The sequence below is a fragment of the Kitasatospora sp. SUK 42 genome (assembly GCF_015776785.2).
In the GTDB taxonomy this organism is placed as follows: Bacteria; Actinomycetota; Actinomycetes; order Streptomycetales; family Streptomycetaceae; genus Kitasatospora.
This window is the reverse complement of sequence record NZ_LFMD02000002.1, coordinates 752696-773024: the sequence shown is the minus strand read 5'-3', so window position 1 is coordinate 773024 and position 20329 is coordinate 752696. Positions and strand designations below refer to the sequence as shown.

Below are 20329 nucleotides of genomic sequence, written 5' to 3'. Positions count from 1 at the left end.
AAGTTGAATGTGTGTGTCATTGAGTGACGGATCTGGTGTAGGGTCCCGCTTGGGAACATCGGTGTGGTGCGGTGACCGGAAGGCCGCCCGCCCCCTGGGCCGCCGTCCTGACGGGGCGCCAGGCCGCCGCGTACGGCTGAGAGGTGCGCTGCCGGTGGCCCGTGGCCGGGGCGCCAGGCCCCGGGCCGGAGGGGGAGAGACCGAGTGAGCTCCACCGACACCGTGCTGCCCGGAGCCGGACGCCCGGGCGCGGCGCCCGTCGACACGTCCACCGCCGGCCTGCCCGCGCCCGCCCGGCGCGGCCCGCTGAGCCGACTCAGAGACAGCCGGACGCTGCCCGGTCTCGCCCTCGGCGGGCTCTGCCTGGCCTACGCGCTGGGCGCCGCCACCGGCTGGGGGTCGCGCCAACTCTCCGTCTTCATGGGGGACTTCGGCCTGGCCGCCGCCGCCCTCGCGGCCGCGCTGTCCTGCCTGGTGTACGGCTGCACGGTCGGCGGGCACGCCCGCCCGGCCTGGCTGCTGTTCGGCCTCTCCTCGCTCATGGTCGCCTTCGGCAACGGCACCTGGGGCTGGTACGAGCTGGTCGTGCGCACCCCGCTGCCGAAGGACTCGCTCGCCGAGTACGCCTTCCTGATGTTCGCCCCGCTCGCCATCACCGGCGTCCTGGTGCTCGCCCAGCGCCCGCGCTCGGCGGCCGGCTGGCTCTGCCTGCTGCTCGACGGCTGGCTGATCGCCGGCTCGCTGTTCACTCTGAGCTGGAGCCTGGCGCTCGGCCGGATCGCGGCGGGGGAGAACGGCTCGCCGCTGCGGCTGGCCCTCAACCTGGCCTACCCGGTGCTGGACATCCTGCTGGTCAGCCTGGTGGTGGGCCTGCGCTTCGGCGGCCGGGACGGCAACCGGGCGGCCGTGCACACCGCGATGCTCGCGCTCGCCGTCACCGTGCTGTGCGACGCCCTGTTCACCTCCGCGGAGCTGCGCAGCAGCTACCACTCGGGCGAACTCCTGGACGCCGGCTGGTTCTCCGGCAGCCTGCTGCTCGCCTGGGCGCCGTGGTCCTCGCGCTGGCGCCGTCCGCTGCGCGAGCACCCCTCGGCCGGCGGGCTGCCGCGGCGCCGGGTGGCCACCACCTTCAGCGCGCTCACCCCGTACGCGGCGGCCGCGGTGTGCACCGCGGGGATCCTCTACAACGCCCTCGGCGGGCTCCAGTTGGACCGGGTGGTGGCCGCCGCCGCGTGCACCGTCGGGCTGGCGCTGATCCTCAGGCAGGGCGTGATGCTGCTCGACAACCTGTCGCTGGCCCAGGAACTCGCCCACAAGGAGGCGCACTTCCGCTCACTGGTGCAGGGTTCCAGCGACGTCATCATGATCGCCGGGGCCAACGGCGTGCTCTCGTACGTGTCCCCGGCCGCGCTCGGCGTCTACGGGCGGGACCCGGAACAACTGGTCGGCGGCAACCTGCTGGACCTCGTCCACCCGGAGGACGTGGACCGGGTGCTCTCCGAGGTCCGCCGCTACCTCGCGCGGGTCCGGCTCGCCGCCCACCGCGCGCCGGGCACCGCCGAGCCCTCGGCCCGGGTGGAGTGCCGGATCAGCTCCGGCGGCGGCGAGTGGCTGCACGTCGAGTCCACGGTCAGCCGGCACCGTGACGGCCTGCTGCTCAACAGCCGGGACGTCACCGAACGCGTCATGCTCCAGGCCCAGTTGCAGCACAACGCCTTCCACGACCCGCTCACCGACCTGCCCAACCGGGCGCTGTTCATCCAGCGGCTGCGCGCCGCCCTCGGCGCCCGCGGCCAGCAGGGCGAGGCGGGGGCCGGGGTCGCGGTGCTCTTCATCGACCTGGACGGCTTCAAGGCGGTCAACGACAGCGCCGGCCACCAGGTCGGCGACGAACTGCTGGTGCAGGCCGCCCGCCGGCTCCAGGCCGCCGTGCGCTGCGGGGACACCGTCGCCCGGTTCGGCGGCGACGAGTTCGCCGCGCTGGTCTGCGGCCCGCTCGGCCGCCTACAGGTCCAGGAGCTCTCCGAACGGCTGCGGGTCGCGCTCTCCCAGCCGTACTGGATCGGCGGCGTCGAACTCGGCGTCGCCGCCAGCATCGGCATCGCCTTCGGCACCCCCGAGCGGGGCCCGGCCGCCGATCCCCGGGCCGGCGCCGACGAGTTGATGCGCAACGCCGACCTCGCGATGTACCGGGCCAAGTCCGAGGGCAAGGGCCGGGTGGTGCTCTACACCCCCGCGATGCGGGCCGACCTGGAGCGCCGCACCGAACTGGACGACCGGCTGCGGCTGGCCGTCCGGGAGGGCGGCTTCACCCTGCTCCACCAGCCGATGGTGGACCTCTCCAGCGGCGCGGTGACCGGGGTCGAGGCGCAGGCCCGCTGGCTCTCGGCGGGCGGGCTGCTGCTCACCCCGGCCGAGTTCCTGCGCTCGGCCGAACACGGCGACGCCGCCGCCCGGTTCACCCGCTGGCTGGTCCACGAGGCGGTGGCCGCCGCCGTCGCCCGCCGCGACCCGGTCGGCCGCGGCCGGGGCGGGCCGGAGCCGGTCCCGGTGGCCGTCCGGCTCTCCGCCGAGCGGCTCTGCGCGCCCGGCCTGTACGAGGCGGTCGCCGCGGCGCTGCGCGACAGCGGGCTGCCGGCCGGCGAGCTGGTGATCGAGGTGGCCCGGATGGGGCCGGACTCGCTCGCCGACGAACTCGGCCGCCGACTGGCCGCCCTGCGCCGGCTCGGCGTCTCCACCTGGCTGGCCGGCTACGGCGCCGGCAGCGGCTCGCTGGGCGCCCTGGCCCGGCTGCCCTTCGACGGGCTCAAGCTGGACCGCTCGCTGGTCCAGGACCTCGGCGAGTCCGCGCTCAGCCGCACCCTCGCCGGGCACTCGCTGCGGCTCGGCCGCGACCTCGGGATGGCCACCGCCGCCGAGGGGGTGGACCTGCCGCGCCAGATCGTCGCACTGCAGGAGCTGGGCTGCCGCCAGGCCCAGGGCTCGGCCTTCGACCCGCCGCTGGACGAGATCCGGCTGCGCCGGGCGCTGGCCCGCCGCGACTACCCCCTGCCCAGGCCGCCCCTCGGCCCGCTCTCCGCCCGGTGCCCCCAATCGGCCGCGGACGCCCGTACGAGTGGCCGGACGGAGCCCCCCGGAGGACGTGGCGTACATCACCACGGGGCCTCCGACCTGCCCGAACACCCGGCCGTTGCCGGTCCGGGAGCGGGTCCGCATGGCGAGACGGTCATCCCACCTGCTTGACACGCCACCCCGGTCGGGAGGATGGTCGTTGCCATGCGCACCCGAATTCTCGTACTTGGCGGGCGCGTCGGCTGAGTGGGCTCACACGCCCTGCTCGTGACAGACCGACGCGCCACCCCTCGCATGCCCTTGGGCACGAGGGGTTTTTTGTTGCACTGACGCTGTTCCACCTCCGCAAGACCCCTGGCCCCGACCGCCCCTCCCGAGTCCGATCCGTTGGATCGAGCGGGACGATTGAGGCAGAGCCGGCGATCGACCCGGACCGGGACCCCACCCTCCGAAGCACCGGGGCCCGCACCTCCGGGTCGGCAAAACCCGAGAAGAGACAGGCAGATGACTGAGCACGCCGCTTCCCCCCGCCGCGGGGACAACCCGGCCGCCCACGCTCCCGCTCCCCAGCACGTCGTCGAGACCATGACCGGAGCCCAGTCGCTCATCCGCTCGCTTGAGGCCGTGGGCGCGGACACCGTCTTCGGCATCCCGGGCGGGGCCATCCTTCCCGCGTACGACCCGCTGATGGACTCCGTCAAGGTGCGCCACATCCTGGTCCGGCACGAGCAGGGGGCCGGTCACGCCGCCACCGGCTACGCGCAGGCCACCGGCCGGGTCGGGGTCTGCATGGCCACCTCGGGGCCGGGGGCGACCAACCTGGTCACCCCGATCGCGGACGCGTACATGGACTCCGTGCCGATCGTCGCGATCACCGGCCAGGTCGCCTCCAAGGCGATCGGCACCGACGCCTTCCAGGAGGCGGACATCTGCGGCATCACGATGCCGATCACCAAGCACAACTACCTGGTCACCGACCCCGCCGAGATCCCCCGGGTGATCGCCGAGGCCTTCCACATCGCCGCCACCGGCCGCCCCGGCCCCGTCCTGGTCGACATCGCCAAGGACGCCCTGCAGGCCACCACTACCTTCCGCTGGCCGGTCGAGCAGCAGCTGCCGGGCTACCGCCCGGTCACCAAGCCGCACGCCAAGCAGATCCGCGAGGCCGCGAAGATGCTGGTCAGCTCCAAGCGCCCGGTGCTCTACGTCGGCGGCGGCGTCATCAAGGCGCAGGCCACCGCCGAGCTGCGGATCCTCGCCGAGCTGACCGGCGCCCCGGTCGTCACCACCCTGATGGCGCTCGGCGCCTTCCCGGACAGCCACCCGCAGCACCTGGGCATGCCGGGCATGCACGGCTCCGTCCCCGCCGTCACCGCGCTGCAGAAGTCGGACCTGCTCTTCACCCTCGGCGCCCGCTTCGACGACCGGGTCACCGGCAAGCTGGACAGCTTCGCCCCGTACGCCAAGATCGTGCACGCCGACATCGACCCGGCCGAGATCGGCAAGAACCGTCCGGCGGACGTGCCGATCGTCGGCGACGCCCGCGAGGTGCTGGCCGATCTGATCGTCGCCGTCCAGGCCGAGTTCGACGCCGGCCACAAGGGCGACTACTCGGAGTGGTGGCAGAAGCTCGACGAGTGGAAGCGGACCTACCCGCTGGGCTACGAGCCGGCCCCGAACGGCCAGCTCTCCCCGCAGCAGGTCATCGAGCGGATCGGCCGGCTGGTCGGCCCGGACGCGATCTACGCCGCGGGCGTCGGCCAGCACCAGATGTGGAGCTCGCAGTACATCCGGTTCGAGAAGCCCGGCACCTGGCTCAACTCCGGTGGCGCCGGCACCATGGGCTACGCCGTCCCGGCGGCCATGGGCGCCAAGGCCGGCCGCCCGGAGACGGCGGTCTGGGCCATCGACGGCGACGGCTGCTTCCAGATGACCAACCAGGAGCTGGTCACCTGCGCCCTGAACGACATCCCGATCAAGGTCGCGGTCATCAACAACGGCTCGCTGGGCATGGTCCGGCAGTGGCAGACGCTGTTCTACAACCAGCGCTACTCCAACACCGTGCTGCACTCCGGCCCCGACCACGACGGCATCGAGCCGCCGGCCCAGGGCACCCGCATCCCCGACTTCGTCCGGCTGTCCGAGGCGATGGGCTGCGTCGGCCTGCGCTGCGAGCGCCCCGAGGACCTGGACGCGGTCATCCAGCAGGCGATGGAGATCAACGACCGCCCGGTCGTCATCGACTTCATCGTCCACCAGGACGCCATGGTCTGGCCGATGGTCGCGGCCGGCACCAGCAACGACGAGATCCAGTTCGCCAAGGGCGTGCGCCCCGACTTCGGCGACGATCTCGACTGACGGCCCCCTTCTTCCAGAACGACTGAGGAACCCCATGTCCAAGCACACCCTCTCCGTCCTGGTCGAGAACAAGCCCGGCGTGCTCGCCCGCATCGCCGCGCTGTTCTCCCGTCGGGGCTTCAACATCGACTCCCTCGCCGTCGGCTCGACCGAGCATCCGGACGTGTCCCGGATGACGATCGTGGTCAACGTCGAGGACCTCCCGCTGGAACAGGTCACCAAGCAGCTCAACAAGCTCGTGAACGTGATAAAGATCGTCGAACTCGACCAGTCCGCTGCGATCCAGCGGGAACTGGTCCTGGTGAAGGTCCGCGCCGACAACGAGACCCGGTCGCAGATCGTCGAGATCGTCCAGCTGTTCCGGGCCAAGACCGTCGACGTGTCGCCGGAAGCGGTGACCATCGAGGCCACTGGCAGCTCGGACAAGCTGGAGGCCATGCTCCGGATGCTGGAGCCTTACGGCATCAAGGAGTTGGTCCAGTCCGGCCTGGTCGCCATCGGCCGCGGCGCGCGTTCGATCACGGACCGCTCGCTGCGCGCCCTCGACCGCAGCGCCTGACCCGCGCTGTCTCGGCAGCGTCCGACTCGCGCTGTCTCAACTGCTGAAGCAAAGACCCCACACCCCGCCAGGTGCGATTACGGTGAGTACCGCGCACCCGGCACCAACACGCAAGGAGATGTGCCCCCGTGGCCGAGCTGTTCTACGAAGACGACGCCGACCTGTCCATCATCCAGGGCCGCAAGGTCGCGGTCATCGGCTACGGCAGCCAGGGCCACGCCCACGCGCTGTCCCTGCGCGACTCCGGCGCCGACGTCCGGGTCGGCCTGAAGCCGGAGTCCAAGTCCCGCGCCAAGGCCGAGGAGGCCGGCCTGCGCGTGGTCACCCCGGCCGAGGCCGCGGCCGAGGCCGACGTCATCATGATCCTGGTGCCGGACCCGATCCAGGCCGACGTCTACGAGGCCGACATCGCCCCGCACCTGAAGGCCGGTGACGCGCTGTTCTTCGGCCACGGCCTGAACATCCGCTTCGGCTTCATCAAGCCCCCGGCGGACGTCGACGTCTGCATGGTCGCCCCGAAGGGCCCGGGCCACCTGGTCCGCCGCCAGTACGAGGAGGGCCGCGGCGTCCCGGCGATCGTCGCCGTCGAGCAGGACGCCTCGGGCAAGGCCTTCGACCTGGCGCTGTCCTACGCCAAGGGCCTGGGTGCCACCAAGGCCGGCGTCATCAAGACGACCTTCACCGAGGAGACCGAGACCGACCTGTTCGGTGAGCAGGCCGTCCTCTGCGGTGGCACCGCCGCCCTGGTGAAGGCCGGGTTCGAGACCCTGGTCGAGGCCGGCTACCAGCCGGAGATCGCCTACTTCGAGTGCCTGCACGAGCTGAAGCTCATCGTCGACCTGATGTACGAGGGCGGCCTGGAGAAGATGCGCTGGTCGGTCTCCGAGACCGCCGAGTGGGGCGACTACGTCACCGGCCCGCGGATCATCACCGACGCCACCAAGGCCGAGATGAAGAAGGTCCTCGCCGAGATCCAGGACGGCACCTTCGCCAACACCTGGATCGCCGAGTACAAGGCGGGCCTGCCCAAGTACAACGAGTACAAGAAGGCCGACGAGGACCACCTGCTGGAGACCACCGGCAAGAAGCTGCGCTCGCTGATGAGCTGGGTCAACGAGAAGGCCTGACCCTTTCCGGCCTGCTCGATTTTGTAAGTCCGTTGTACAAGTAGGCTGCTCCCGTCCGGGTGATTTCGCCGGACGGGAGCAGCCGGGCGCCCAGCCCGTCGATACACTCCGAGTGCGCGTCAGGCCCACAGCGTCGTGCGTCTACCTACGCGGCATGCCACCTTCCCCCGCCCTCACACGCGCCGCGTGCGCCGGGGAACCGGACAGTTAAGGACCCACTGTCGTGAGCAAATCCGTAGTACTGATCGCCGAAGAGCTGTCGCCCGCCACCGTCGACGCCCTCGGCCCCGACTTCGAGATCCGCCACTGCAACGGCGCCGACCGCACCGAGCTGCTCACCGCGATCGCCGACGTCGACGCGATCCTGATCCGCTCCGCCACCAAGGTCGACGCCGAGGCGCTGGCCGCGGCCCGCAAGCTCAAGGTCGTCGCCCGGGCCGGCGTCGGCCTGGACAACGTGGACGTCGCCGCCGCCACCAAGGCCGGCGTGATGGTCGTCAACGCTCCGACCTCCAACATCGTCACCGCCGCCGAGCTGGCCTGCGGCCTGCTGATCTCCGTCGCCCGCAACATCGCCCCGGCCAACGCGGCGCTCAAGCAGGGCGAGTGGAAGCGCAACAAGTACACCGGTGTCGAGCTGAGCGAGAAGACCCTCGGCGTGGTCGGCCTCGGCCGGATCGGTGTCCTGGTCGCCCAGCGCATGTCCGCGTTCGGGATGAAGATCGTCGCGTACGACCCCTACATCCAGGCCGCCCGCGCCGCGCAGATGGGCGTCAAGCTGGTCACGCTGGAGGAGCTGCTGGAGGTGTCGGACTTCATCACCGTCCACCTCCCCAAGACCCCCGAGACCATCGGCCTGATCGGCGACGAGGCGCTGCACAAGGTCAAGCCGACCGTGCGCATCGTGAACGCCGCCCGCGGTGGCATCGTGGACGAGGAGGCGCTCGCCGACGCCCTGCGCGAGGGCCGGGTGGCCGGCGCGGGCCTGGACGTGTACTCCAAGGAGCCGTGCACGGACTCCCCGCTGTTCGCCTTCGACAACGTGGTGGCCACCCCGCACCTGGGCGCCTCCACCGACGAGGCGCAGGAGAAGGCCGGCATCGCCGTCGCCAAGTCGGTGCGCCTGGCGCTGGCCGGCGAGCTGGTGCCGGACGCGGTGAACGTCCAGGGCGGCGTGATCGCCGAGGACGTCCGCCCGGGCCTGCCGCTGGCCGAGAAGCTCGGCCGGATCTTCACCGCGCTGGCCGGCGAGGTGGCTGTCCGCCTCGACGTCGAGGTCCGCGGCGAGATCACCCAGCACGACGTGAAGGTGCTCGAACTGTCCGCGCTGAAGGGCGTGTTCGAGGACGTGGTGGCGGAGACGGTGTCCTACGTCAACGCCCCGCTGTTCGCCCAGGAGCGCGGCGTCGAGGTCCGCCTGACCACCTCCAGCGAGAGCCCCGAGCACCGCAACGTGATCACCGTGCGCGGCACGCTCGCGAACGGCGAGGAGATCGCCATCTCCGGCACGCTGGCCGGTCCGAAGCAGACCCAGAAGATCGTCGGCGTGGACGCCTTCGACGTGGACGTGGCGCTCACCGACCACATGGCCTTCTTCAAGTACGAGGACCGCCCCGGTGTGGTCGGCGTGCTCGGCAGGCACCTCGGCGACGCGGGCATCAACATCGCCGGCATGCAGGTCGCCCGGGACGGCGGCTGCGCGCTGGCGTCCATCACCGTGGACACCGAGATCCCGCAGGAGGTGCTGTCGGCGATCGCGGCCGAGATCGGCGCCCGCTTCGCGCGCTCGGTCGACCTGGGCTGACACCGGCCCGGGCACCCGGCCCGACACCCGGCCTGACCAGGGCCCGGACCGCCGTTCGAACGGCGGTCCGGGCCCTGGTGCGTTCTCCCGGGGGGCTCCCGTCTCAGATACTAGGAAATCCAAGTATTCGTGCAGACACGGCCGGGGCGGAGTCGTACCGTGGAAGGGCCATACGGTGTGCCGCCCCTGTAGCCAGGGTGTGCGGCCCGTGTGCGCGTGCGCGTTCGTGGGCAGGCGATCCCTGCTCCCGCGCTCCCTCCCAACCCTCCGCGCCCGCGCGGCGCTGGTTTCCCAAGGAGCCCGGTATGCCCCCCACCGCCGACCGTCACGCCACTCCCGCCCCCGCCGCCACCGCCGCCCGTGCCCCGCGTCGCCGCCGGGCCGTCGAGCGGCCGCCCTTCGCGGCCGCCGCCCTGCAGCGCTCGCTGGACCGTCGGGACAACGGCGGCGTGACCGGCCACCACTGACCGGCCACCACTGACGTGCCGCCTCTGGCGGCTGGTGGTGTTCATCGGCTTACTGAGCCGTACGGGTGGGGCGAAGGTCACCCCGTAGAGTGCAACTGAGGTCCGTTCGAGGGAAGTTGCTCGCCCCGCCAAACGCGATCATCCTAATTTGGGGCCCCCGGAAGGGTGATCGGCGTCCGCGCGGGCGGGCGTCAGCGACACGGTGTGCGGATCAGTCCCCCTGCCGGGGGAGAGGGCCCAGTGCGTCTGCCACCCGTCCACCGACCCCTTGCCCGGATCGGCCTCACCCTGGCCCTGCTGGCCACCGCGTCCGTGTCCGGTGGCGCCGTGCTCGCCGCCACCCCGGCGGCGGGCGGCTCGACGGCCGCCGGACCACCGGGCTCCGCCGCCCGTATGGCCTCCGTCCTGCTGGAACTCGACACCGAGGCGGCCGGCCCCGCCTGGGGGCGCGCCGCCGAGACGGCGCGCCGGGCCCAGCGCTCGCCCGAGGCCGTCCGCCGGGAGGCCGCCCGCGCCGGTGCCGCCCAGCGGGCCCGGAGCGGGGACGCGCTCGACCGGCTGGCCGGAGCCGTCCACCGGGCGGCTCCCGCCGCCCGCGAGCTGTACCGCACCCGCACCCTGCTGACCGGCCTGGCCGTCAGCGCGCCCGCCGACCGGCTGTCCGCGCTGCGGGCGCTGCCCGGGGTCCGGGCCGTTCACCCGATCGTCAACAAGCGGCGCGACAACGCCCACTCCGTCCCGCTGACCGGCGCCCCGCAGGTGTGGGAGGGCCCCGACGGCAACACCGGCAAGGGCGTGCGGATCGGGATTATCGACAGCGGCATCGACTACACCCACGCCGACTTCGGCGGCCCCGGCACCGAGGAGGCCTTCCGCTCGGTCGAGCGCGGCAAGCCCGCGCCCGCCTCGCTCTTCCCCAGCGCCAAGGTGATCGGCGGCAAGGACCTGGTCGGCGACGACTACGACCCCGACCCGACCTCCCCGAAGCACCAGCCCGTCCCGCACCCCAGCGACAACCCGCTCGACTGCGTGCGCAACGGGCACGGCACCCACGTCGCCGGGACGGCGGCCGGGTACGGCGTCACCGCCGACGGCCACCCGTACGCCGGGCCCTACCGGCCCGGGCTCGACCCGGCCTCGTTCAGGATCGGCCCCGGCGCGGCCCCCGGCGCGCAGCTGTACGCGATCCGGGTGTTCGGCTGCGACGGCTCCACCGACCGGCTCGCCCAGGCACTCGACCTGGCCGCCGACCCGAACGGCGACGGCGACCTCGGCGACCGGCTCGACGTGGTCAACCTCTCGCTCGGCAGCCGCTTCGGCCGGTCCGACGACGCCGACGCGCTGGCCGCCGACCGGCTCGCCGAACTCGGCACCGTGGTGGTCGCGGCCGCGGGCAACGACGGCGACGTCTACGGCATCGGCGGCAGCCCCGGCACCGCCGTCCGGGCCGTCACGGTGGCCGCCTCCGTCCACGGGCACTCCGACGTGGACGGCATCACCGTGCTCGCCCCCGACGCGCTGGCCGGGGTCGTCCCGGGCCACTGGAGCGAGCGCTACCGAGGCTGGTCCACCACCGAGGTGAGCGGCCGGCTCGCCCTGCCCGCCGACCAGTCGGACGGCTGCACGGCCTTCAGCGAGGCCGACCGGCAGCGGCTGGCCGGGAAGATCGCGGTGCTCACCTGGCACACCCGGGATTCCGAGCGGGCCTGCAACTCCGGCCCGCGCGCCGACCACGCGGCCGACGCCGGGGCGATCGGCGCGCTCTACGCCGCCGACTCCGACCACCTCGCCGAGATCGCGGGCGACGACCGCGTCCCGGCCGTCCTGCTCGCCCGCGCCGAGGGCGAGCGGCTGCTGAAGGCCGCGGCCGAAGGGCCCGTCCAGGTCCGGCTCGCCGCACCCGGCAACCCGCTGCACGGCACCGTCGCACAGGACCGGCCGGCCCGGGTCGACACCCTCACCGACTTCACCTCCCGGGGCATCGGCGTGCCCGGCGTGGTCAAGCCCGACCTCGCGGCCCCCGGCGAGACCATCTGGTCCGCCCTGGTCGGCAGCGGCAGTGGCGGCCAGCGCGAGGACGGCACCTCGATGGCCACCCCGCACATCGCCGGACTGGCCGCGCTGGTGCGCGCCGCCCACCCGGACTGGCCGGTCGAGCAGGTCAAGGCCGCGCTGATGAACACCAGCACGGACACCTACCTCGGCGACGACCACGGCGGGCCGGTCTACGGGCCGGAGCGCACCGGGGCCGGCCGCGCCCAGGTCGACCGGGCGGTCCGCACACCGGTCGTCGCCTACGCGGCGGGGGAGGGGGCCGAACCGGGCAGCGTCGGGGTCTCCTTCGGGCCGGTCGAGGTCGGCGGGCCGACGGTGCTCGGCCGGGAGGTCGAGCTGCGCAACCACTCCGCCGCGCCGCTGAGTTACCGCACCGGATACGCGGCCGCCACCGAACTCCCGGGTGCCGCCTTCGAGGTGACGCCGGCCCGGGTCGACGTTCCGGCCGGCGGGACCGCGCGGGTGCGGGTCACGCTGTCCGTACCGGGGGAGTTGGGGCGCGCGCCCGATCCGACCATCGACACCGAGCAGGGCGGCAAGGCGCGCAGCTACCGGGGCGAGCTCTCCGGGCGGGTGCTGTTCACCCCGGTCGGGGACGACGCGCTGCCGCAGCTGAGGGTCCCGGTGCTCGCCGCCCCGCGGCCGACCGGCGACCTCACCGCGATGGCCGCCGTCCGTACCGCCAGGGACGGCACACTGGTCGTGCTCGGCGGCGCCGCCGCCCCCGGTGAGCAGCCCGGGCTGGTCAGCGCGTTCGCGCTCGGCGGCGAGGGCACCCGCTGGCCCGACTGCCCGCCCGACGGCGGTACGGCCGTCAGCCCCGGTGCGGGCATCCGCCCCGACGGCACGGGGGAGGCGGACGGCCCGCCGCAGGACGTCTGCGCCGAACACCCCGGCGACCGGGTGGCCGACCTGCGGGAGGCGGGCGCGGCCGTCGACTCCGAGCTGCTGTACGTGGGCGTGCGGCTGTGGGCCCCGGCGGCGACCCCGGTCGGGCTCTACGGGGTGCGGGTCTCGCTGGACACCGACGGGGACGGCACCACCGACGTGATCCTCAAGGCCGACCGGCTGCGCGGCAGCGACGTCCTGGTCTCGCGCGCCCTGGACGCCCGCACCGGCGAGGAACTCGACGTGCAGCCGCTCAACGCCCGCTGGGGCGACGTCGACACCGGGCTGCTGGACAGCGACGTGCTGGTCCTGCCCGTCCGGCTGAGCGCCCTGCCCGGCGTCGGACCCGGCCACAGCACCGTCCACTACGGCGTCTGGACCGGTGACGTCGCCGGCGGCACGCCCGACCCGGCCGACGCCTACGCCGCCATCGGCCTGCGCGGCACCCGGCCGAGCGTGCCGGTGGACGTGCTGCACCCGGCCCTCGCCGTCCGGGCCGGCCTCATCGGCCCCACCGCCGTGGCGGCCCCGGCCGGCCCCGGCACCGTCCTGGACGTCCACCGCGCGGCGGGCGACGGCTCACGTCTCCTGCTGCTGTACCACCTCAACCCGGCGGACCGGCGGGCTCAGGTGGTCACCCTGCCCTGACGCCGTCGACGGGCGGCTCGCCGGGCAGCCGGCGGGCCGCCCTGCGCCGTTCGCGGCGCGGGGTGCGGGCGGGGCGTCGCCGGGCGAGGCGGGAGAAGACCGCGACCAGTACGAGGACGGCGGTGGTGCCGGAGGTCACGGTGAGGCCCTCGGTGAGGCCGGGCGGGCGGAAGGAGCAGGCGATCCGGTCGGCGCCCGCGCCGAGCGGCACACCGATCATGCCGAGGACCGGGACGGGCGCCGCGGCCCTGCCGCCGCCGACCGCGCAGGTCCAGCCCTCGGTGGCGGGGACGGAGAGCAGCGCGGTGCCGGTGGAGCCCGCCGGGAGGGCCGCCGCGAGGGTGTGCCCGCCGGTCTCGACGCGGGTGGCGCCGGTGGCGGCGAGGCGGGCGACGGCGGCCTCCAGGGCGCCGGCCCGCAGACAGCCGATCGGGCGGGCGGGAACCTGGCTCACCACGTCCGAGCGCAGCGTCACCCGGACCACCCCGTCCGCCGGGACGGTCCCCAGCCGGTGGATCGCCACCGCCGTGGTCGGCTGCTCGCCCTCGCTGCGGTAGCTGGTGTCGAGGCCGCTGACCGTGCCCCGGTACCAGAGCCCGTGGAAGAAGGCCGTTCCGCCCGGCGTGCAGGCGGCGGTGAACACCGTGCCCCCGCCGCCGCCCGGCACCGACCAGCCGCTGGTGCCGTGCAGGGTGGGCTCCGGTCCGCCGGCCGGGACGGGCAGCGGGGCGTCGTACACCTGGCTGCCGAGCAGCGACTCCTGCCGGGACCAGACCGAGGAGGTGTCCGGCCGGGCCCCCGGCGGCAGCACGGTGACCAGCGGCGGCGCGGCCGCCCGTACGGGGGTGAAGCCGTGCGGCGGCGGGCCGTCGTCCAGGTGGGCGCGGACCCCGAACAGCGCCTGGCCGACCGGGTCGGTGACGCTCGCGGTCTGCCGACCGCCGGCCGTCCAGCCGGCGCCGAGGTCGTGCGGCAGCAGGGCGGCGACGGTCGGCAGGTAGCCGCTGAAGTAGCCGCCGCCCTGGCCGTTCAGCAGCAGCGGGTCGTTGGCGGTGAAGGCGTGCGGGCCCGGGTCGCTGCGCCCGTTCGGCCAGTCGGCGCCCGAGCGGACGGCCGCGTACCCGGCACGGACGGCGGCCGGGGAGAAGCCGTCGTCGGGGGCCGCGCCGAACGCCGCGTACCCCGACCAGACGGCGTTGCCGAGCACCACGCCGCCCAGCACCCAGGTGGCGACGGCGTTCGCCCGGCGGTCGGTGTGCCGGCGGTCCAGGAGCCGGAGCGCGGCCAGCGCGGCGGTGCCTCCGACGCCCAGCAGCACCCAGGTGGAGGCGTCGGCCGAGCGCCGGGCCGCCGCCAGCACGGCGATCAGCGCCACCACGGCGGCGCCGCCCAGCAGGGTGAGGAGGTCCGGCCGGTGCGCCAGCGACACCCAGCCGGCCAGCACCAGCAGCCCGCTGAGCACGAAGGCGACCCGGTACGGCCCGCCGGCCGGGATCGCCAGGCCGTGCCAGACCAGCACGGTCGGGGTCCAGACGAAGGTGAGCACCACCAGCAGCAGCGCCACGCACCAGGCCGCCCGCTCGCGGATCCGCACCCGGCGGTTGAACGGCAGCCCGCACACCAGCAGCAGCCCGAGCACCCCGATCGCCACGTCCGGCAGCGGACGCCCGCCGTAGGCGGCGGGCGGCAGCTGCGCGAGGTGCGCGCCGAGCCCGGACGGGCCCAGCGGCTGCACCGGGGACTCGGGCTGGGCGCCGCGGGCGGCCCGGACCGCGACGAACAGCACCGGGGAGGCCAGCAGCACCCCGGTGACGGTCAGGGTGACGGCCCGCCCGGTGGCCCGGACCCGGTGCCGGAACGACCGCGGGGTGGCGAACAGGCGGACGGCGAACAGGAGCCCGGCCACCAGGGTGGCCAGCGCGGCGGTGTACAGGTTGCCCGCCCAGACGAGGGCCACGCACAGCGCGCCGGCCACCCAGCGCCGCTCGTGCAGGCACCAGTCCCCGACCAGGCCGAGCAGCGGCAGCGACACCAGGCCCCAGAGCCACATCGGGGCGGCCCCGCCCGCGTCGAGCACCCAGGCGCACAGCCCGTACCCGACGGCGGCGAGCACCCGCAGCCACCGGGGGCCGGGGTGCAGGCGGCCGAGCAGGCGGGTCATCAGGGCGGTGCCGAGGCCGATGGTGGCCAGGGTGACGAGGAGGACGGCGAGTCGCCCCTGGTCGCGGGGGAGCAGCGCGGTCGGCCAGGAGAGCGGGTTCATCAGGTAGGCGAAGAAGTCCGCGAGGAACGGGACGCCGTAGCCGCTGTTCCAGTTGAACAGCAGGTCCCCGGCGGCCTGTCCGTGCAGCAGGTCCCACAGGTGCGCGTGGTACGGCACGGCGACCTCGCCCGCCCCGGCCGGCCACCGGCCGCGCAGCCCCGCCGCCAGCGCGTACCCGCCCGCCGCCAGCCCGGCCGCACCCCCGCAGACCAGCACCTCCCGCCGCCGCTCGCCCGTCACCCACGCGCCCCGTTCTGCCAGCAGACCCCAGACCCCCGCCACCCTAAACGCGCCCCCAGCGCATCCCGGGCCACCCGCGCTCCCTCGAAGGAGTGACTCGGTGGCAGCACGCGGCACCGCGCTGCCACCGTGTGTCCGTGGAATCCCCGCAAGTATGCCGCCGCCGGAATCCGTTACTTCTGGCGCGTCGAATGCGACGAGGGCAGGCCAGTGGTTCACACACATGAACGGGACTCGGCATCCGGCGAGTACGTTCCGACCGGGACCTTCCGCGAGCGCCTGAAACTGGATCGTCCCTTCCCTCTGGAGGTCGCGCCGCGTCCGAATGCTGGACGCGAGGTGTCAGCACCTGGGACGCCGGAGTATGGTCCGAGCATGTCTCGCACCATTCGTCTCGCAGTAGTCCCGGGTGACGGCATCGGCCAGGAGGTGGTGGCCGAAGGCCTGAAGGTCCTGGGGGCCGTGCTTCCCGCCGATGTGAAGCTGGAGACCACCGAGTACGACCTCGGGGCCCGGCGCTACCACCGGACAGGGGAGACGCTGCCGGACGACGTGCTGGCGGAGCTGAAGGGGCACGACGCGATCCTGCTGGGCGCCATCGGCGACCCGAGCGTGCCGTCCGGGGTGCTGGAGCGCGGTCTGCTGCTCAAGCTGCGGTTCGCCTTCGACCACCACATCAACCTGCGGCCGGGCCGGCTGTTCCCCGGGGTCGAGTCCCCGCTGGCCGGCCAGCCGGAGATCGACTTCGTGGTCGTCCGCGAGGGCACCGAGGGCCCGTACGTCGGCAACGGCGGCACGCTGCGCACCGGGACGCCGCAGGAGGTGGCGACCGAGGTCAGCCTGAACACCGCGTACGGCATCGAGCGCGTGGTGCGCGACGCCTACCGCCGGGCCCAGGCGCGGCCGCGCAGGAAGCTGACCCTGGTGCACAAGAACAACGTGCTGGTGCACGCCGGGCACCTGTGGTCGCGGATCTTCGCCGAGGTCGGCAAGGAGTTCCCCGAGGTCACCACCGACTACCTGCACGTCGACGCGGCCACCATCTTCTTCGTGACCCAGCCGGAGCGCTTCGACGTCATCGTCACCGACAACCTGTTCGGCGACATCCTGACCGACCTGGCCGCCGCCGTGACCGGTGGCATCGGCCTGGCCGCGAGTGGCAACATCAACCCGAGCGGCGAGTTCCCGTCCATGTTCGAGCCGGTGCACGGTTCGGCGCCGGACATCGCGGGCCAGGGCAAGGCCGACCCGACCGCCACCGTGCTGTCGGTCGCCATGCTGCTGGAGCACCTCGGCTTCGCCGCCGAGGCCGCCAAGGTGGAGGCCGCCGTCGCGGCGGACCTCGCCGAGCGCAGCGGCGCCCGCAGCACCTCGCAGGTCGGCGACGCGCTCGCCGGGCGAGTATCCGGCTGAAGGGCCGGATCCGAACAACGGAGCTCCGGCTGAAGGGCCGGAACCCCAGGAGTTTCCGGCCAGGTGGGCCGGACCGCATAACCGCAGCTTGCAGCTCCCCAAGGAGCGGGTAGCTGTTCGGCACGGCCCTCTGGATGCGAGTATCGACAGTGGGCCGTGCCGTTGTGCGTTCGTTCCGGCGTTGGACAGCCGTAACGTTTCTGCGGCGGTGGCGGCCCGGACCAACCCCACGGTGAAGGAAACAGCCATGAGCACGCCCACCACGGCGCCCATCACGTTCGACCTCAAGCCCTCCGCCCACCCGCTGTCCGCAGCGGAGCGCGAGGCCCGGCTGACCAACCCCGGCTTCGGCCGCGTCTTCACCGACCACATGGTCACCATCCGCTGGACCGAGGGCGTGGGCTGGCACGACGCCCAGCTGGCGCCGTACGCGCCGCTGGAGATCGACCCGGCGAACATGACCCTGCACTACGGCCAGGCGATCTTCGAGGGCCTGAAGGCCTACCGCCAGGCCGACGGCTCGATCTCGACCTTCCGCCCGGAGGCCAACGCCCTGCGCTTCCAGGCCTCGGCCCGCCGTCTGGCGATGCCGGAGCTGCCGGTCGAGTCCTTCGTCGAGGCCGTCGAGCTGTTGGTCCAGCAGGACCAGGAGTGGGTCCCGAACCAGCCGGAGCAGAGCCTCTACCTGCGTCCGTTCATGTTCGCCACCGAGGTCGGCCTGGGCGTCCGCCCGGCGAACTCCTACATCTTCATGATCATCGCCTCCCCGGCCGGCGCCTACTTCCAGGGCGGCGTCAAGCCGGTCTCGGTCTGGCTGTCCAAGGAGTACGTCCGCGCCGCGCCCGGCGGCACCGGTGCCGCCAAGTGCGCGGGCAACTACGCCGCCTCGCTGGTCGCCCAGGCCCAGGCCGCCGAGAAGGGCTGCGACCAGGTGGTCTGGCTCGACGCCGCCGAGCACCGGTGGGTCGAGGAGATGGGCGGCATGAACCTGTACTTCGTCTTCGGCGAGGGCAAGGACGCCAGGATCGTCACCCCGGAGCTGTCCGGCGCGCTGCTGCCCGGCATCACCCGTGACTCGCTGCTCACCCTGGCCTCCGACCTCGGCTACGCCGTCGAGGAGCGCCGGATCTCCACCGACGAGTGGCAGCAGGGCAACGCCGACGGCACCCTCACCGAGGTCTTCGCCTGTGGCACCGCCGCCGTCATCACCCCGGTCGGCTCGGTCAAGTCCGCCGCCGCCGACTGGACCGTGGGCACCGGCGAGCCCGGCCCCGTCACCATGGAGCTGCGCAAGGCCCTGCTCTCGATCCAGGGCGGCCAGACCCCGGACACCCACAACTGGCTGCACAAGATCGTCTGATCACGGCACCGCCGCAGCGGCACCTCGGCAGCGCCGCGGAGGCCCCGCGGGAACCACGGCACCGGCTCCGGCCCGCGCCGTTTCGCATCGCGAGACGGGCGGGCCGGGATCCGGAACGTGTGTCAGACTGCCAGCGTGTCCTCGCTGTCGCTGATTATTAGCAGCAGGCGCGCCGGTCCGCAGTGACCGCTACCGCAGAACCCGATGCGGAGCGACCACGAGCGTCCAGACCCGCGCGCAGACCTCTCGCACCCGCGAGGGGTTTTTTTGTTTTCCCGGACCGGCCGAGAGCCCCCACAAGGGGCTCGGGGACACCGGGACCGCGCGAGGGATCATGGACGGTGGAGCCGGGACCAGGAATCCGGCAGAGCAGTACGAACCTCCCCGAAACGGAGAACCAGGGGTCATGACCGAGGTCACCCGTACCGACGACAGTTTCCACGTGTTCGACACCACCCTGCGCGACGGAGCGCAGCGGGAGGGCATCAACCTGACGGTGGCCGACAAGCTGGCCATCGCCCGGCACCTGGACGAGTTCGGAGTCGGTTTCATCGAGGGCGGCTGGCCCGGCGCGAACCCGCGGGACACCGAGTTCTTCGCCCGCGCCGCCGCCGAGCTGGAGCTGGAGAACGCCCGGCTGGTCGCCTTCGGCGCCACCCGCCGGGCCGGCGGCAAGGCGGCGGAGGACCCGCAGCTGGCCGCGCTGGTCGCCTCCGGTGCCCCGGTCGTCACCCTGGTCGCCAAGGCGCACGACCGGCACGTCGAGCTGGCGCTGCGCACCACGCTGGACGAGAACCTGGAGATGATCCGGGACAGCGTCGAGTTCCTGCGCGCGCAGGGGCGGCGGGTGTTCATCGACTGCGAGCACTTCTTCGACGGCTACAAGGCGAACCGCGCGTACGCCCTGGCGGTGGTCCGTGCCGCGCACGGGGCCGGGGCGGACGTGGTGGTGCTGTGCGACACCAACGGCGGGATGCTGCCGGCCGGCGTCCGGGAGACGGTCGCGGACGTGATCGCCGAGACCGGGGCCCGGATCGGCATGCACGCCCAGGACGACACCGGCTGCGCGGTGGCCAACACCCTGGCCGCGGTGGACGCCGGTGCCACCCACGTGCAGTGCACCGCGAACGGCTACGGCGAGCGGGTCGGCAACGCCAACCTGTTCCCGGTGGTCGGCGCGCTGGAGCTCAAGTACGGCCGGCGGGTGCTGCCCGAGGGCCGGCTGGGCGAGATGACCCGGATCTCGCACGCGATCGCCGAGCTGGTGAACCTGACCCCGTCCACCCACCAGCCGTACGTCGGCTTCTCGGCCTTCGCCCACAAGGCGGGCCTGCACGCCTCCGCGATCAAGGTCGACCCGGACCTGTACCAGCACATCGACCCGGACCTGGTCGGCAACACCATGCGGATGCTGGTCTCCGACATGGCCGGCCGGGCCTCCGTGGAGCTCAAGGGCAAGGAGCTCGGCTACGACCTCTCCACCGACCGCGACCTGGCCGGCCGGGTGGTGGCCAAGGTGAAGGAGCAGGAGAACCTCGGCTACACCTACGAGTCCGCCGACGCCTCCTTCGAGCTGCTGCTGCGCGACGAGGTGCGCGGCAGCCGGGACCGCTTCTACACCCTGGAGTCCTGGCGGACCATCAGCGAGCAGGGCCCGAACGGCTTCACGGGCAACGAGGCCACGGTCAAGCTGTGGGCCAAGGGCGAGCGCCGGATCGCCACCGGCGAGGGCAACGGCCCGGTCAACGCGCTGGACCAGGCGCTGCGGACCGCCCTGGAGGGCATCTACCCGCCGCTGGCCACCTTCGAGCTGGTGGACTACAAGGTCCGCATCCTGGAGGGCCAGCACGGCACCGGGTCCAAGACCCGGGTGCTGATCGAGTCCACCGACGGCACCGCCACCTGGTCGACGGTGGGCGTGGCCGACAACGTGGTCGCCGCCTCCTGGCTGGCGCTTGAGGACGCCTACACCTACGGCCTGGTCCGGGCCGGACTGGAGCCGACCGAGTAGCCGGCCCTGCCATGCGTGTGGCCCGTGCGACGTCGTCACGTCGCATGGGCCACACGCGCGTTCA

Annotated in this window: 11 protein-coding genes; 10 read left to right on the top strand and 1 reads right to left on the bottom strand. The window is 73.4% G+C overall.

The features are described from left to right. The first annotated feature begins 306 nt into the window (after positions 1-306). The 7 genes from RZ50_RS03215 (at position 307) to RZ50_RS03185 (ending at position 12978) form a co-directional block, all read left to right on the top strand. Positions 307-3243, top strand: a complete 2937-nt coding sequence (locus RZ50_RS03215) for a bifunctional diguanylate cyclase/phosphodiesterase (protein WP_254802187.1) — start codon at positions 307-309, stop codon at positions 3241-3243. 333 nt (positions 3244-3576) lie between these two features. Then, positions 3577-5430, top strand: coding sequence for an acetolactate synthase large subunit (locus RZ50_RS03210; protein WP_196949637.1), 1854 nt, complete (start codon positions 3577-3579; stop codon positions 5428-5430). A 34-nt stretch (positions 5431-5464) separates the two neighbouring features. Then, positions 5465-5989, top strand: coding sequence for an acetolactate synthase small subunit (gene ilvN, locus RZ50_RS03205; protein WP_049657946.1), 525 nt, complete (start codon positions 5465-5467; stop codon positions 5987-5989). Between the two features lie 128 nt (positions 5990-6117). After that, entirely contained in the window at positions 6118-7116 is a 999-nt protein-coding gene (gene ilvC / locus RZ50_RS03200) for a ketol-acid reductoisomerase (RefSeq protein ID WP_196949636.1), read from the top strand. A 223-nt stretch (positions 7117-7339) separates the two neighbouring features. Beyond that, positions 7340-8920, top strand: coding sequence for a phosphoglycerate dehydrogenase (serA, locus tag RZ50_RS03195; protein WP_196949635.1), 1581 nt, complete (start codon positions 7340-7342; stop codon positions 8918-8920). A 305-nt stretch (positions 8921-9225) separates the two neighbouring features. After that, a complete protein-coding gene (locus tag RZ50_RS03190) occupies positions 9226-9387 on the top strand; it encodes a hypothetical protein (protein ID WP_196949634.1) in 162 nt (53 codons plus the stop codon). Between the two features lie 240 nt (positions 9388-9627). After that, on the top strand, positions 9628-12978 hold the full coding sequence (locus RZ50_RS03185; RefSeq protein ID WP_217680210.1) for a S8 family serine peptidase: 3351 nt from the start codon (positions 9628-9630) through the stop codon (positions 12976-12978). On the opposite strand, the gene RZ50_RS03180 is transcribed toward RZ50_RS03185, so the two are convergent. Beyond that, a complete protein-coding gene (locus RZ50_RS03180) occupies positions 12965-15481 on the bottom strand; it encodes a YfhO family protein (protein WP_196948448.1) in 2517 nt (838 codons plus the stop codon). The genes RZ50_RS03185 and RZ50_RS03180 overlap by 14 nt on opposite strands. Positions 15482-15856: 375 nt before the next feature. Here RZ50_RS03180 and RZ50_RS03175 point away from each other — a divergent pair, with 375 nt between their 5' ends. From RZ50_RS03175 to cimA, 3 genes are all read left to right on the top strand, one after another. Further along, positions 15857-16894, top strand: coding sequence for a 3-isopropylmalate dehydrogenase (locus RZ50_RS03175; protein WP_196948449.1), 1038 nt, complete (start codon positions 15857-15859; stop codon positions 16892-16894). Positions 16895-17141: 247 nt separating this feature from the next. Next, positions 17142-18254 (top strand): branched-chain amino acid aminotransferase, encoded by a 1113-nt coding sequence (locus RZ50_RS03170; protein ID WP_196948450.1) that lies wholly within the window; start codon positions 17142-17144, stop codon positions 18252-18254. A gap of 406 nt (positions 18255-18660) precedes the next feature. Continuing rightward, positions 18661-20265, top strand: coding sequence for a citramalate synthase (gene cimA / locus RZ50_RS03165; RefSeq protein ID WP_196948451.1), 1605 nt, complete (start codon positions 18661-18663; stop codon positions 20263-20265). The last annotated feature ends 64 nt before the right edge of the window (positions 20266-20329 follow it).